Origin of the sequence: Arthrobacter sp. HS15c (assembly GCF_040812005.1) — a bacterium.
Classification (GTDB): domain Bacteria; phylum Actinomycetota; class Actinomycetes; order Actinomycetales; family Micrococcaceae; genus Arthrobacter.
Genome location: NZ_JBFOHM010000007.1, coordinates 1 through 14,070, shown reverse-complemented (window position 1 = coordinate 14,070; position 14,070 = coordinate 1). Strand labels below are relative to the sequence as shown.

The 14,070-nt window shown below is 65.9% G+C and carries 13 protein-coding genes; 6 read left to right on the top strand and 7 right to left on the bottom strand.

Annotated elements, in window-relative coordinates:
- Positions 1-3: 3 nt before the first annotated feature.
- From ABV518_RS12635 to ABV518_RS12625, 3 genes are all read right to left on the bottom strand, one after another.
- Positions 4-2,529, bottom strand: coding sequence for an MMPL family transporter (locus tag ABV518_RS12635; RefSeq protein WP_367767437.1), 2,526 nt, complete (start codon positions 2,527-2,529; stop codon positions 4-6).
- Position 2,530: 1 nt separating this feature from the next.
- Positions 2,531-3,223, bottom strand: a complete 693-nt coding sequence (locus ABV518_RS12630) for a TetR/AcrR family transcriptional regulator (RefSeq protein WP_367767436.1) — start codon at positions 3,221-3,223, stop codon at positions 2,531-2,533.
- A gap of 63 nt (positions 3,224-3,286) precedes the next feature.
- Positions 3,287-3,661, bottom strand: coding sequence for a YbjQ family protein (locus tag ABV518_RS12625; protein WP_310167449.1), 375 nt, complete (start codon positions 3,659-3,661; stop codon positions 3,287-3,289).
- 163 nt (positions 3,662-3,824) lie between these two features.
- Here ABV518_RS12625 and ABV518_RS12620 point away from each other — a divergent pair, with 163 nt between their 5' ends.
- Entirely contained in the window at positions 3,825-4,382 is a 558-nt protein-coding gene (locus tag ABV518_RS12620; protein ID WP_367767435.1) for a hypothetical protein, read from the top strand.
- Between the two features lie 101 nt (positions 4,383-4,483).
- Here ABV518_RS12620 and ABV518_RS12615 read toward each other — a convergent pair whose 3' ends face one another.
- The 4 genes from ABV518_RS12615 to ABV518_RS12600 all read right to left on the bottom strand — a co-directional run bounded on the left by ABV518_RS12615 (position 4,484) and on the right by ABV518_RS12600 (position 9,882).
- Positions 4,484-5,944, bottom strand: coding sequence for a dicarboxylate/amino acid:cation symporter (locus ABV518_RS12615; RefSeq protein ID WP_367767434.1), 1,461 nt, complete (start codon positions 5,942-5,944; stop codon positions 4,484-4,486).
- A 356-nt stretch (positions 5,945-6,300) separates the two neighbouring features.
- Entirely contained in the window at positions 6,301-7,986 is a 1,686-nt protein-coding gene (locus ABV518_RS12610) for a DUF885 domain-containing protein (RefSeq protein ID WP_367767433.1), read from the bottom strand.
- Positions 7,987-8,023: 37 nt separating this feature from the next.
- Positions 8,024-8,248, bottom strand: coding sequence for an acyl-CoA carboxylase subunit epsilon (locus ABV518_RS12605; protein ID WP_367767431.1), 225 nt, complete (start codon positions 8,246-8,248; stop codon positions 8,024-8,026).
- A gap of 50 nt (positions 8,249-8,298) precedes the next feature.
- Positions 8,299-9,882 (bottom strand): acyl-CoA carboxylase subunit beta, encoded by a 1,584-nt coding sequence (locus tag ABV518_RS12600; protein WP_367767429.1) that lies wholly within the window; start codon positions 9,880-9,882, stop codon positions 8,299-8,301.
- Between the two features lie 207 nt (positions 9,883-10,089).
- Here ABV518_RS12600 and ABV518_RS12595 point away from each other — a divergent pair, with 207 nt between their 5' ends.
- The 5 genes from ABV518_RS12595 to ABV518_RS12575 all read left to right on the top strand — a co-directional run.
- Positions 10,090-10,977, top strand: a complete 888-nt coding sequence (locus tag ABV518_RS12595) for an SDR family oxidoreductase (protein ID WP_367767428.1) — start codon at positions 10,090-10,092, stop codon at positions 10,975-10,977.
- Positions 10,978-11,027: 50 nt separating this feature from the next.
- Positions 11,028-11,948, top strand: coding sequence for a biotin--[acetyl-CoA-carboxylase] ligase (locus ABV518_RS12590; protein WP_367767427.1), 921 nt, complete (start codon positions 11,028-11,030; stop codon positions 11,946-11,948).
- Positions 11,941-12,540, top strand: a complete 600-nt coding sequence (locus ABV518_RS12585) for a PH domain-containing protein (protein ID WP_367767426.1) — start codon at positions 11,941-11,943, stop codon at positions 12,538-12,540. The genes ABV518_RS12590 and ABV518_RS12585 overlap by 8 nt, the downstream gene beginning before the upstream one ends.
- Positions 12,530-13,654 (top strand): adenylate/guanylate cyclase domain-containing protein, encoded by a 1,125-nt coding sequence (locus tag ABV518_RS12580; RefSeq protein ID WP_367767425.1) that lies wholly within the window; start codon positions 12,530-12,532, stop codon positions 13,652-13,654. The genes ABV518_RS12585 and ABV518_RS12580 overlap by 11 nt, the downstream gene beginning before the upstream one ends.
- A gap of 119 nt (positions 13,655-13,773) precedes the next feature.
- The coding region (locus ABV518_RS12575) for a hypothetical protein (protein WP_367767423.1) at positions 13,774-14,070 on the top strand (297 nt) is incomplete at its 3' end.

Genomic DNA, 14,070 nt, shown 5'->3' with positions numbered 1-14,070 from the left:
AGCCTAGTGGACGGGCTCGCCGACCCTGTCCCGGCCGCTCGGCAGCCGTTCGAGTTTGGCCCCTTCCACATCCACGTCCGGCAGGATCCTGTCCAGCCACCGGGGCAGCCACCAGGTTTTCTCACCGAGCAGGTACATCACGGCGGGCACGATGGTCATGCGGACCACAAAGGCGTCCAGCAGCACACCGAAGGCCATCGCGAAACCCAGCGGCCGGACCATGGTCAGGTGGCTGAAGATGAAGCCGGCGAAGACGCTGACCATGATGATGGCGGCGGCGGTCACGACGGCAGCGGCGTGGCTGAAACCGATCCGGACGGCATGCTTGGCTGAGGAGCCATGCATGTAGGCCTCGCGCATGCCGGAGGCGATGAACACCTGGTAGTCCATGGCCAGGCCGAAGAGCACGCCAATAAGGATGATCGGCAGGAAGCTGAGCACCGCACCCGGATTCGCGACGTCGAACACGCTTCCCAGCCAGCCCCACTGGTACACCGCCACCACCAGGCCGAAGGCGGCGGCCAGGGAGAGCAGGAAGCCGCCGGTCGCCAGCAGCGGAACCACGATGGAGCGGAATACCAGCAGCAGGAGCATCAGGGAAAGACCGACGACGATCGCCAGGTATGGCGGCAGGGCTTCGCCGAGTTTGGTGGAGACGTCGATGTTGCCGGCGGTCTGCCCCGTGAGGCCGATGGTGACGCCGGTTTCGGACTTGATCTCCGCGCCGCGTTCCCTCAGTTCGCTGACAACCTGAACGGTGCCGGCCTTGGCAGGACCCTCTTCCGGAATGACCTGGAAGACGGCTGTCCGGCGGTCCTCGCTGAGCGCCACCGGGACGGCGGCCACGACGTTGTCCACGCCGCGGATCAGGTCAGCGACGTCGTACTGCAGCGACCGGGCTTCGGATTCGTCCAGGCCCGCCGGGAATTCGCCGACCACCACGATGGGTCCGGTGACACCTTCGCCGAAGCTGCGTGCCGTCAGGTCGTAGGCCTGGTAGGCCTCGGAGTCGACCGGCTCGGAGCCGCCGTCCGGCAGTGCCAGCTGCAGCTGCGTGGCGGGCAGCGCAAGGGTCCCCAGCAGGAGCACCCCGGCCGCGAGGGCGACGACCGGGTGCCTGGTGACCAGGCCGCCCCAGCCGCGGGTGCTCTTTTCTTCGTCCCTGGCCTTGTCGGCAAGTTCGTGGCCGGCCTCGGCGTTGTGGGCCTGAACTTTTGCCCAGGCCCGCTTGGAGATGATGCGGCGGCCGATCAGGGACAGCATGGCCGGGGTCAGGGTGAGCGCCACCAGGACAGCCACGGCAACGGTTCCTGCCGCTGCGAGGCCCATCACGCTCAGGAAGGGAAGCCCGGGAACCACCAGGGCGGCCAGGGCGATGATCACCGTAAGGCCGGCGAAGAGGACTGCATTGCCGGACGTTCCGGTGGCGCGTGCCACTGATTCTTCGGGATCCATTCCGGAGCGGAGCTGGGTCCGGTGGCGGTTGACGATGAACAGGGAGTAGTCGATGCCGACGGCCAGGCCCAGCATCAGCGCGAGCATGGGTGAGATGGAGCTCATCTCAAACAGTCCGGACAGGGCAAACGTGATGCCGACGCCGACACCGACGCCGATGATGGCCATCAGCAGCGGAAGTCCGGCGGCGATGAGCGTGCCCAGCATCAGGATTAGGACCAACGCGGCGACACCGACGCCGATGATTTCGGATGCGCCGAAGAGTTCCGAGATGTCCTCGGTGATTTCCTTGCTGGCCAGTGCCGTGACGCCGGCGGCGGAGGTTCCGTGGGCGATGTCCTGGACTTGCTGTCGCACGTCCGGGGTGAGGCCGTTGATGGAGGTGTTGAACTGTACCTGGGCCACTGCGGCCCGGCCGTCAGAGGAAACAAAGCGGAGCCCCCCGGATGCCTCCGCCTGGCGTTTGCCAAGGTCCAGCTTGGCCTTGGCGGCCTCAAGTTCCTGGGTGCCGGCGTCGAGCTGGGCCTGGCCCTGTGCCATGGCTGCCTTCTGCTGTCCCAGCTGGGCCTCGATCACGGCGGCAGGCGCCCCGGCCGCGGTGAGCTGCTGTTCCGCGGCGGCGAGTTGGGCCTTCCCTGCTTCCAGCTGGCTGCGGGAAGAGTCCAGCTTGGCATGGCCCGCTGCGATCTGCTGCTCACCGTCGGCGATCGCGTCCGCTGCCTGGTCCACCTGGTCCTGGGTAGCGAAGGGGTCCACCGTGGCCTTCACATCCGGCAGGGCTTCCAGCTTCTTCAGCGCATCCGTCACCGCTGCGCGGCTCTCCGCCGTGAAGCCGCCCGCGGGTGCCTCGAACACAATGCTGGCCGAGCCGCCTGATGCGGACGGCAGGTCCTGCCGCAGCTTGTCGGCGATCCGCTGGGTCTCGGTGCCCGGGATCTGGAAGTTATTGGACAGAGTGCCGTGGAAGGCGGCGGCGGACCCGCCGACGGCCACCAGGACCGCGAGCCACAGCGAGATGACCAGCCAGCGGTGACGGTAGGAAAACTTGCCGAGCCGGTAGAGCAACAGGGCCATGTCAGAACCGATCTTTGAGGAGGGTGGGGGAAGACGGACGTGCAGGGCTGTCGAAGCCGGCGCCAAGGTGGCCGATGGCATCGATGAGGAGTTGTCGGAGAACGGAAAGGGAGGCAGGGGACAGATCGGCGCCGCATTGGGCGAACCACACGTCCATGGCGGCCTTGCCGCAGGAAATGACGGAGCCGGCGAGGGCCCGGAGGTAGAGCTCGTCGATGGCCGCCCCGGGCGTTTTGGCGACCCGTTCCTTCGCTGCCAAGATGATCTGCTCGGTGCAGTGGTCCCAGGCCTCAAGCTCGGAGCGGACCAGCGATGAGTTCTGCTGTGTCAGGGTAAACAGCTCCGCCATCGGGGCAACCGTCATGGGGTCGGCCAGTTCCATGAGGGCAGCACGGGCGGACTCGAGAATGGGCTCCTCGGCGGGACGTAGCCGGAATTGCTGGAGCGCATGGTCCAGGAAGCCGTTGGTCACGGAGGCCAGGGCCGCCTCCGTGCTGCTGAAGTAGTTGAAGAAGGTGCGGCGCGATATTCCGGCAGCGGCCGCGATGTCCTCAACGGTGAAGTTGCCCGGCCCCTTGCCTCGGAGCAGTTTCAGCGCGGCGTCGGAAATAGCCTGCCGGGTGGCCGCCTTGTTCAGTTCACGGCGGGAGGGCGCGGCCGCCGTCGAATCATCGGTCACGTGGGGAATGCTCACATGATTACACTAAGTGCAAGTTTGCACTCTGCGCAAGTTCTACTGAATGTTCTCCGTTGCGGGCTATCCGGCCTTAGTGAGCTGGATGGACTGTCCGGTGGCGCCCGGCTGGCCTTCGGCGAGCGGAATGGCAAAGACGGCGGTTCCGTACGCGCAGACTTCGGTCCAGTTGGTGCCCATCTCGGAGGTGTCAAAGCGCATGGCCACGATGGCGTTGGCTCCGCGCTGCTGGGCCTCGGCCACCATCCGCGCCATGACCTCCTGGCGGCTTTCGTACAGGGCCCGGGTCATTTCGGGCAGTTCCCCTCCGCCGAGGGACCGGAAGCCGGCCAGCATCTGTGAGCCGATGTCCCGGGAGCGGACCGTCAGGCCCATCACCTCGCCGAACACGGCATCGATCCGGTGGCCCGGAATGTCATTGGTTGTCACAATCAGCATGCTGCCGAGCCTACTCAATTGCGCACAGGCGGCGGGGATCTTTCACAGGAGATTGAAAGGTTTCCGACAGCTGAGCCAGAACCTGGCGCCGGACACTTGGAGTATCTCGACAGAGACACACCATCAGCCGCCGTCACCGGACGGCAGACCCAGGAGACAGAAGATGTCACGCAGGAAGAGAATAGCCCTTGGCCTTTCGGCCACGGCCCTGGCCGTTGGCGCCGGGATAGGTGTCGCCGGTATGGCGTCGGCAACCACGACGCCCACCCCCACGCCGGGTGCCAGCTCCAGTGCCTCGACGGACGGCACCGCTGCCACGGAAGGCAAAGGCAGGCACGGCGGACACGGGGGTGAGCGCGGCGTAGCGCAGGCCTCGGCGCTCGCGGAAAAACTCGGCGTCGAGGAAGCCAAGGTAACCGAGGCACTCAAGGCGTTCCGCGAAGCCAACAAGCCCGCCTCGCCGCCGGCCGACGGTACCAGGCCCGACCCGGCAGCCCGGGACGCCGCACTCGCCAAGGCCCTGGCGGAATCCCTCGGGATCGAGGAGTCAAAGGTCACGGCAGCCCTTGAGGAACTCCGCAGTGAGGCCCAGGCGGAGCGGGCTGCTTCGCTCAAGACCAGGCTGGACAAAGCCGTTACCGACGGCAAACTGACGCAGGCAGAGGCAGACGCCGTGACCAAGGCCGTCGAGAACGGTGTGATCGGAGGAGGCGGCCGCTAAGGCCGGCACAGCAGCACTTCGGTCGCGCATCCTGCCTTAACGAGTGGAGGTCCCCGGGATTCACCCGGGGATCTCCACTTCAGCCGTTGGCGGGCGAGGCCCTATGCCTTGGCGTCGGCCAGTTCGCGGTCGTTTGCACCGGAAGCAGCTTTGGCGTCGGACGCGGACGGATCTGCGGTGGCCTCGGCGTCGTCATCCACGAACGGGGTCCCGTTGCGCGGCGCGTTGTACAGGGCTTCGTCCAGGATGCCCTGCCGCTTGGCGACGATAGTGGGGACCAGGGCCTGGCCCGCGACGTTGACCGCGGTGCGGCCCATGTCCAGGATCGGGTCGATGGCGAGGAGGAGTCCGACGCCGGCCAGCGGCAGTCCCAGCGTGGAGAGCGTCAGCGTGAGCATCACCACGGCGCCGGTGGTGCCGGCGGTCGCGGCCGAACCAAGCACGGAGACCAGGGCGATCAGCAGGTACTGGCTGAAGTCCAGCTGGATGCCGAAGAACTGGGCCACGAAGATGGCGGAGATGGCCGGGTAGATGGCGGCGCAGCCGTCCATCTTGGTGGTGGCGCCCAGGGGCACGGCGAAGGAGGCGTAGGCGCGGGGTACGCCCAGGCTGCGTTCGGTTACCCGCTGGGTCAGCGGCAGCGTACCAACCGAGGAACGGGACACAAAGGCCAGCTGCACGGCGGGCCATACTCCGGAGAAATACTGCTTGACGGACAGGCCGTGCGTGCGGACCAGCACCGGGTAGACCACAAAGAGGACAAGGGCCAGGCCAACGTAGATGGCGAAGGTGAACTTGCCGAGCGAGCCGATGGTGTCCCAGCCGTAGACGGCCACAGCGTTGCCGATGAGGCCCACGGTGCCCAGCGGGGCGATGCGGATGATCCACCACAGCACCTTCTGGATGACGGCGAGGGCTGAGGCGTTGAGGTTCAGGAACGGCTCGGCTGCTTTGCCGACCTTCAGGGCGGCAACGCCGACGGCGATGGCGATCACCAGGATCTGCAGCACGTTGAAGCTGACCGAGGTGCTGACGGTCGTGGCAGCGTTGGCGCTTTCAGTCACCGTGGAGCTGGCGCCCAGGCCCAGGAAGTTCTTGGGGAAGAGGCCTACCAGGAAGGACCACCAGTCACCGGATTTTCCGCTGTACTTGGCTTCCTCGGTGATGCCCGTGTTTGCGCCCGGCTGAAGCAGGACACCCAGTCCGATGCCGATCAGCACTGCCACCAGGGACGTGATGGCGAACCACAGCAGCGTGTTCCACGCCAGCTTGGCGGCGTTGGAGACCTGGCGGAGGTTGGAGATCGAGCTCACCACGGCGGTGAAGATCAGCGGCACCACCGCGGTCTGCAGGAGGGAGACATAGCTGGAACCGATGGTCTGCAGCGTGGCGCCCAGGCCATTGGGGGCGGCCTTCGTGCTGCCGGTGTACTTGGCCAGCAGGCCGAGGCCCAGGCCCACGATGAGGGCGGCGATGATCTGGAAGCCGAACGAGCCAGCCCATTTGGGCAGCTGGAAGCCGGTCTTTCCTGCGGATTCGGGGGTGCGGGTTTGAGTGCTCACCCGAACACGCTAGGCGGCATGCACATATCACGGCGAACGGATGTTGAGAAATGTTACGCGCAACATGTTCCCGGGTATCGAAGAATGCCCTGAAATCCGGCGTCACCTCAGGTAATTGTGAAGTTATTCCCGCCCCGCGTGTGGTGAAAGTCTCGCCCGTACGGTGGTCAAGCCTGTCGAGACCGGGATTTCGACAGGCTCAATCACCGGCCCGGAGGGGGACATCCGGCAGCGTGCTCCCCACCGGCTCCCTAACCTCGCAAGCTCGGCCAGGGAACCCTGCCGGCGTGGGCCCATTCGGTGCACCGCGGAGCAGCACGCCGAGGATGTGGCCCTCCGGGCCGCAAGGCACGGAGCTACGAAAGCAGCGCGCGCCTGAGGGTATCGAGGCCAACGGATCCGACGTTGAGGGCCTTCGTGTGGAAGGCCTTCAGGTCAAAGTCCGGACGGGCTTCCAGCTCGGCCCGGATCTGCTCCCAGAGCCGCTGCCCCACCTTGTAGGAGGGTGCCTGGCCGGGCCAGCCGAGGTAGCGGGTGAACTCGAACTTGAGCTGTCCCTCGCTGATGGGCAGGTTTTCCTTTAGGAAGTCGTAGCCCTTCTCCGGGGTCCAGGTCCCGGTGCCCCACCGTTCCGGGATAGCGAGTTCCAGGTGGACGCCGATATCGAAGACCACCCGGGCGGCGCGCATCCGCTGCATGTCCAGCATGCCCATGTGGTCGCCGGGATCGGAGAGGTAGCCGAGTTCCTGCATGAGCTTCTCCGCGTAGAGTGCCCAGCCTTCCCCGTGGCCTGAGGTCCAGCAGACGTTGCGGCGCCAGTTGTTCAGGAGTTCCCGGCGGTACGTGGCCGTGGCCACCTGAAGGTGGTGTCCGGGGACGCCTTCGTGGAAAACGGTGGTGGTTTCGGCCCAGGTGGTGAAGGTGTCCTCACCGGCCGGGACCGACCACCACATCCGGCCGGGGCGGCTGAAGTCATCGGACGGTCCCGTGTAGTAGATGCCGCCCTCGTCGGTCGGGGCGATCAGGCACTCGAGTTTTTTCATCACGTCAGGGATGTCGAAGTGCACGCCGGCGAGGTCGGCAATGGCCTTGTCCGAGAGTTCCTGCATCCAGGCTTTGAGGGCGTCGGTGCCTTTGATCTGCCGCGCGGGATCGTTGTTGAGGATCTCTTTGGCTTCTGCGATGCCGGCGCCGGCCTTGATGGTTTCTGCCACCTTTTCCTGCTCGGCAATCAGGCGGTCCAGTTCCTGCACGCCCCAGGCGTAGGTCTCTTCCAGGTCAACGGTAGCGCCGAGGAACGAGCGCGAGGCGAGCGCGTAGCGTTCCCTTCCCACTGCGTCCTTCTCCGGGGCCGCAGGCAGTAGTTCCGTTCGGAGGAAGTCGGCGAGGCGGGTGTAGGCCGACCGGGCGGCGGCAGCACCGGCGTCGAGCTTTTCCTGCACGGCCCCCTCCAGCGGACCGTCAGCGGTCCTGGCGCCGGCGGCCAACTTGGCGAAGAAACCGTCCTCCGCGGCGTACTTGGTGGCCTGCTCAATAACGATGCTGACCTGGCGGCGCGCCGAAACCCGCCCGGCGCCACGGGCCTGGCGGAGGGAAGCAATGTAGCCGTCGACGGCACCAGGAACGTTCAGGGCCCGGCCTGCTATGTGTTCCCAGTCCTGGCCGGTGGCGGTGGGCATCAGGTCGAAGATGGCACGGATGTCCTGTGCCGGGGAGGCGATGTTGTTCAGGTCGGCTTCGTCCCAGCCGGACTCGTGGATTTCCAGCTGCAGGCCCAGCCGCTCGCGCATCGCGTCCAGGGTGACGGCGTCCACGTCGTCCTGGGGTTCCAGTCCCTCCAGGGCCTCGAGCGTTTTCCCCGCTTCGGCGGCGAACTCTGCGATGCCGGCGGGGGAGTAGTCCTGGTATTCCGTCTCGTGGCCCGGCAGGCCGAGCGTGGTGGCGAAGGACGGGTTGAGCCGGATGAGCGTGTCGGTGTATTCGTCCGCCACAGCGTCGATGGCGGTGCGCGGACGGGCGGCGGGAGCAGTTTCGGTAGTCACCCCACGAGACTAACCGGGCATTTCCGGTTATGGAATGTTAGCCGCGGCTGCGCTTCCAGGCTCCCGGGCCGGGGGTGGGTGCCATCCGCAGCTGCTGGCGGCGCACCCAGTGCCGGACGGTAGGCTTCCGGTCTTCGGCGGCCTCCTGGCCTCCGAGGGAAAGCACGACGGCGGTCAGCGCGGCCAGCTCCTCAGCCGACGGTTGGCCCTTGACCACGGAGAGCAGGGGCTCGGGGGCGTCAATCAGTTCGTCTGGGCCCACGACCGCAGGGTTCCCTGGCCGAGCCTGCGAGGTTAGGGGGCGGTTGGGGATCACAGCGGGATGTTCCCGTGCTTCTTGGTGGGCAGGCTGGCGCGTTTGTCGCGGAGCGCCCGCAGGCCCCTGATGATCTGCGGCCGGGTTTCGGACGGTGCGATGACCGCGTCCACATACCCAAGTTCTGCTGCCTGGTAGGGGTTGAGGAGTTCTTCCTCGTACTGCTTGATGACTTCGGCCCTCCGGGCCTCAACATCCCCGCCGGACTCCGCCACGGACGCGAGGTCGCGGCGGTAAAGGATATTGACGGCTCCCTGGGCGCCCATGACGCCGATCTGGGCTGTGGGCCATGCCAGGTTCAGGTCCGCCCCGAGCTTCTTGGAACCCATCACGATGTAGGCGCCGCCATATGCCTTGCGGGTAATGACGGTCAGCTTCGGGACGGTGGCTTCGGCGTAGGCGTACAGGAGCTTGGCGCCGCGGCGGATGATGCCCTGGAATTCCTGGTCTTTACCGGGCAGGAAGCCCGGAACGTCGACGAGGGTGATGATGGGGATGTTGAAGGCGTCGCAGTGGCGGACAAAGCGGGCGGCCTTCTCAGAGGCCGCGATGTCCAGCGTGCCGGCGAACTGCAACGGCTGGTTGGCCACGATCCCCACGGTGTGCCCTTCCACCCTGCCGTAGCCGATCATCACGTTGGGTGCGTAAAGCGCCTGCATCTCGAGGAAGTGTGCGTCGTCCACGATCTGTTCGATCACGGTGCGCATGTCGTAGGGCTGGTTCGCGGAATCGGGGATGAGCGCGTCCAGGGCGAGGTCGTCTTCGTCGATGTCCAGCTCCTGCTGGTGTTCCAGCACGGGAGCTTCCGAGAGGTTGTTGGAGGGGAGGAAGTCCAGGAGTTCGCGGACGAATTCGATGGCATCGGCTTCGTCGGAGGCCAGGTAAGTGGATGTGCCCGTGGTGGCGTTGTGCTGGCGGGCGCCGCCCAGGGTCTCCATGTCAACGTCCTCGCCGGTAACCGTCTTGATGACGTCCGGGCCGGTGATGAACATGTGCGACGTCTTGTCGACCATGACCACATAGTCGGTCAGGGCAGGGGAGTAGGCCGCACCGCCGGCCGACGGGCCCATGATGAGGGAGATCTGCGGGACGACACCGGAAGCGTGGACGTTGTTGCGGAAGATGTCCGCGAACATGGCCAGCGAAGCGACGCCTTCCTGGATGCGGGCGCCGCCGCCGTCGAGGATTCCTACGACCGGGCAGCCGTTGCGCAGCGCGAACTCCTGGACCTTGACGATCTTCTCGCCGTTGACCTGGCTGAGCGACCCGCCGTAGACGGAGAAGTCCTGGCTATAGACGGCCACGGGGCGGCCGTCCACGGTGCCGTAGCCGGAGACCAGGCCGTCGCCCAGCGGCTTCTTCTTTTCCATGCCAAAGGCGGTTGAGCGGTGCACGGCCAGTGCGTCGAACTCGACGAAGGATCCCTCGTCGACGAGCAGTTCGATCCGTTCGCGGGCGGTGTTCTTGCCGCGGGCATGCTGCTTTTCGATGGCTTCGGGGCCGGAGGGCTGTTCTGCACGGGCCTGGCGGTCGCGGAAATCGGCGATCTTTCCCGCTGTCGTTGTCAGATCGTGGCTCATGAAGTGTCTCCGGCTCTGTAGCTGATGGTGGCTGGCCCTGTTCTGCGGCGGCGCTTTAAGTAGCTTCCGCACAAAATCAGGACCCTGCAGGCTAGTCTAGTGACGCTATTCGCCGGGGCCGCTGTAGAAAACCTACAATTTTCTGCCGTCGGGTGACGCCGACTCGTATGTTACTCACCGGTAGCATACTTGGGTTACAGTGGAGCCATGACTTCGAGCAATGATGCTTCGGGTGCCGCTGCAGTGCCGTACCAGGCCGCCGGTTCCCTGCAGGGCCGCACCCTGCTGATCTCCGGCGGAAGCCGCGGGATCGGGCTGGCCATCGCCACCCGGGCCGCGCGTGACGGCGCCAATATTGTGCTTATGGCCAAGACCGGGGAGCCCCATGCGAAGCTGGCCGGGACCGTCTACACCGCGGCGGAACAGATCGAGGCCGCCGGCGGCCACGCGCTGCCGCTGGTGGGCGACGTGCGGAATGACGACGACGTCGCCGGCGCCGTCGCCGCTGCGGTGGAACACTTCGGCGGTATCGACGCCGTCATCAACAACGCGTCAGCCATTGACCTGTCCAGAACCGACGACGTGGACATGAAACGCTACGACCTCATGCAGGACATCAACGTCCGGGGCACCTTCCTGCTGTCCAAGCTCGCACTGCCGGCACTGCGGAAATCTGCTGCGGGCCAGATCCTGACCCTTTCCCCGCCCCTGAACCTGGACCCGAAATGGGCCGGGAAACACCTTGCCTACACCATGGCAAAGTACGGCATGAGCCTGACCACCCTGGGGCTGGCCGAAGAACTCAAGGCGGACGGCATCAGCGTCAACTCGCTGTGGCCGTGCACCCTGATTGACACCGCGGCCATCCGCAACATGCCCGGCGGCACCACCATGGTCCAGGCCGCCCGCGGCCCCGCGATCATGGCCGACGCCGCCCACGCCGTGCTGACGGGCAGCCACCTGGCAGCCGGCGGGCCGTCCACCGGCAACTTCTACACGGACGAGCAGGTACTTGCGGCGGCGGGTGTCACCGACTTCCGGCCCTACAGCCTGGGTGCGGCGGAAGGCGAACTGGTTCCTGACATCTTCCTCTGAACCTGACGTCCGCGGGAGCCCGTGGGTGGTCAAGTCGATAGGATTCAAGCATGGATGACGCACACGCCCCGGGCACCCCGTTGAACCGCGGAGCACTGGCCGACCAGGATTTCCTGTCCGCCACTGGCATCGCCAAGCTCGTGGTGGTGGACTCCACCGGCTCCACCAACGCCGACCTCCTGCGCTCGGTCACTGACGAGCCAAAGTCCTGGCCGGATCTTTCCGTTCTGACGGCCGAGTACCAGACGGCTGCGCGCGGCCGCCTTGACCGGCGGTGGGAGGCTCCTCCCTTGAGTTCGGTGTCTGTCTCGATCGTGCTGAAGCCGGCCAACGCCGAGGGCCGCCCGCTTCCGACCCAGAGCTACTCCTGGCTGTCCTTGCTGGCCGCCGTCGCGCTGCGGGAGACCCTGCTGGAGACTGCGGGCATCCCTGCCGAGCTCAAGTGGCCCAACGATGTCCTGGTCCGCGGCCGGAAAATCGCCGGGATCCTCGCCCAGCTTGGCCCCATGGGTGAGGGTGCTGTACCAGCCGTCATCCTCGGGACCGGTTTGAACGTCAGCCTTAGTTCCGCCGAACTTCCCGTCCCCACAGCCACATCGGTTGCGCTGGAACAGCCCCGGACGGTGGACCGGACGGTCCTGCTCAAGAGTTATCTCTCCCATTTCGCCGTGCTGTACCGCAGTTTCTGCAATGCCGACGGCGATCCCGCCGCCGGCATGGCCGGCGGGCCGTCATTGCACAAGCGGGTGGAAGCCGTCATGGTGACCCTTGGCAAGCAGGTCAAGGCGCAGTTGCCGGGTGACCACGAAATCATCGGGCACGCCACCCGCCTGGACGAATACGGTTCCCTGCTGGTTGTTGACGGTGCCGCACGCGAACACGTGGTGACCGCCGGCGACGTCGTTCACCTCCGTCCCTGGACCCCGCCCGGGCAGGACACGGAGGCCGGGGCCGAAAGCGGATATGCGTAGAGACCTCGTGCCGGGCGAGCAGGTGATTGTCACCACACGCCCTCAGCCGAGGAAGCTGACCGCCCCAGCCGCAGCTTTTGTCGCCGCCCCTGCGGCAGCGGCGTTCGCCAGCGCGTGGATCCTCCGCGGGGAAGCAGAGCGCCTGCTCCCCGTCCTCTCATCGGAATGGTCTCCCTGGCTGGTCACAGGATGCATCCTCGGCGTCGCATGGATATGGTTGGCGTACTGCCTCCCCCGCCTGCTGAAATGGCAGGGTACCCGTTACACGCTGACCAGCCGCAGGATAGTTGCCAGATACGGCATGTTGAAGCGGCGGGACCAGCAAGTGAACCTGGCAGCGGTCCGCAACCTGATGCTGACCCAGTCCATGGGGCAGCGCATATTGCGGTCAGGGAATATATCCTTGGAAACCGGGTACCAGGGGACGGTCACATTTGTTGATGTACCGGAAGCCGTTCGGTTCCGGGACTTCATCCTGGACGCGATCGACGAGTTGCCCGGGGACGTGGCATTCGGGGCAGGCGAGACTGCGGATGATGAACACGGGACGCTGCCATGGGAGCTGAGAGAAGGTGGAAGAGATGAACGATGACGAGCAGCAGGAGCAGCCGGCCCCCGTGCCCGCCTCGGACCCTGCCACCGCACCCCCTCCCACCGGAACGCTCTCCGCGGAGCGGCTTGCCGCCAAAGCCCTCGAAGCCCGGCTCCTGGGCGGAGAACGCAAACTCCGGCGCCGCGAAGTCGCCGCCGGAGCCGGGCTCTCGCTGCTCTCGGCGCGGAAGCTGTGGCGCGCCCTCGGATTTCCGAATTTCGGCGACGAGGACGTCGCGTTCACGGAACGGGACCAGGCCGCCCTGTCCACGGTGGTGGACCTTGTCCGGACCGGAAAGCTGACCGAAGAGGCGGCGATCTCCGTGACCCGGGCCATCGGCCAGATGACGGACCGCATGGTGGTCTGGCAGATCGAGGCCCTCGTTGAGGACATGGTCCACGAGCAGGGCGTCACTGACGCACTGGCCCGCAAAAGACTGGTGAACGAACTCCCGGCCCTGGTGGACGCCCTTGAGGAGATGCTGGTCTACAGCTGGCGACGGCAGCTCAACGCCGGCGTCCAGCGACTCGCCGTCCGTGCCGAGGCCGGCCTGCAGGCCAGCGAAGAGGGCCGCGAAGGCGACGAGGACGACGCTCCGCTGCCGTTGGCGCGCGCGGTCGGATTCGCTGACCTTGTCTCCTACACCAGCCTGTCGCGGCGGATGAACGAAAAGACCCTCGCGCGCCTGGTCCAGCGCTTCGAAAACAAATGCGCCGAGATCATCTCCGTGGGCGGCGGCCGCCTCGTCAAGACAGTCGGTGACGAAGTCCTCTATATTGCCGAGACACCCGCTGCCGGAGCAGAAATCTCGCTCGCCCTGGCACAGGCTTTCACCGAGGACGAGATCCTGCCGGAGGCCCGCGTGGCGATGGTCTGGGGCCGGATCCTGTCGCGGCTCGGAGACATCTATGGGCCCACGGTCAATCTCGCCGCACGGCTTACCACGCTGGCGGATCCGGGCACCGTGCTGGTGGATTCCATGACGGCTTCCGCCCTGGACCAGGACGAACGCTTTGTCCTGCTCCCACAGCCGGCCGAAAATGTCCGCGGCTTTGGGGAAATCCACCCCGTCCGCCTTTCCCGCGGCTTGGGCAAGGGCCTAATCCTGGACTGACCGCCACTGAACGCAACGACTTTATCCATTTGATAGCGAATGCCGATATAGTCGTGAATGCCCGGCGTTAGCTGGCCGGAAACCGGCCCTGCCGGAGTCTTACCTGGGGGAACAAAACCGTGAAGCTTCGCAGACTTGCGCGCGCACAAGGCACAAAAACAACCGGACAACGGACCCGTTCGCGACGGCTGGTGTCTGGTGGGGCGTTGGGTGTTGCGGTGGTGGTGTTGGTGACGGGTGCTGTGTTGTATCCGGGGTTCAAGACCACTGAGGTGGAGTTGAACGATGGTGGTGTGTGGGTTGTCAGTAAGTCGAAGAATGCTGTGGGGCGGTTGAATTATCCGTCGCGGGTTCTTGATGGTGCGGTGACGCCGGCGAGTACGACGTTTGAGATCCTGCAGAACGCGGGGGATGTG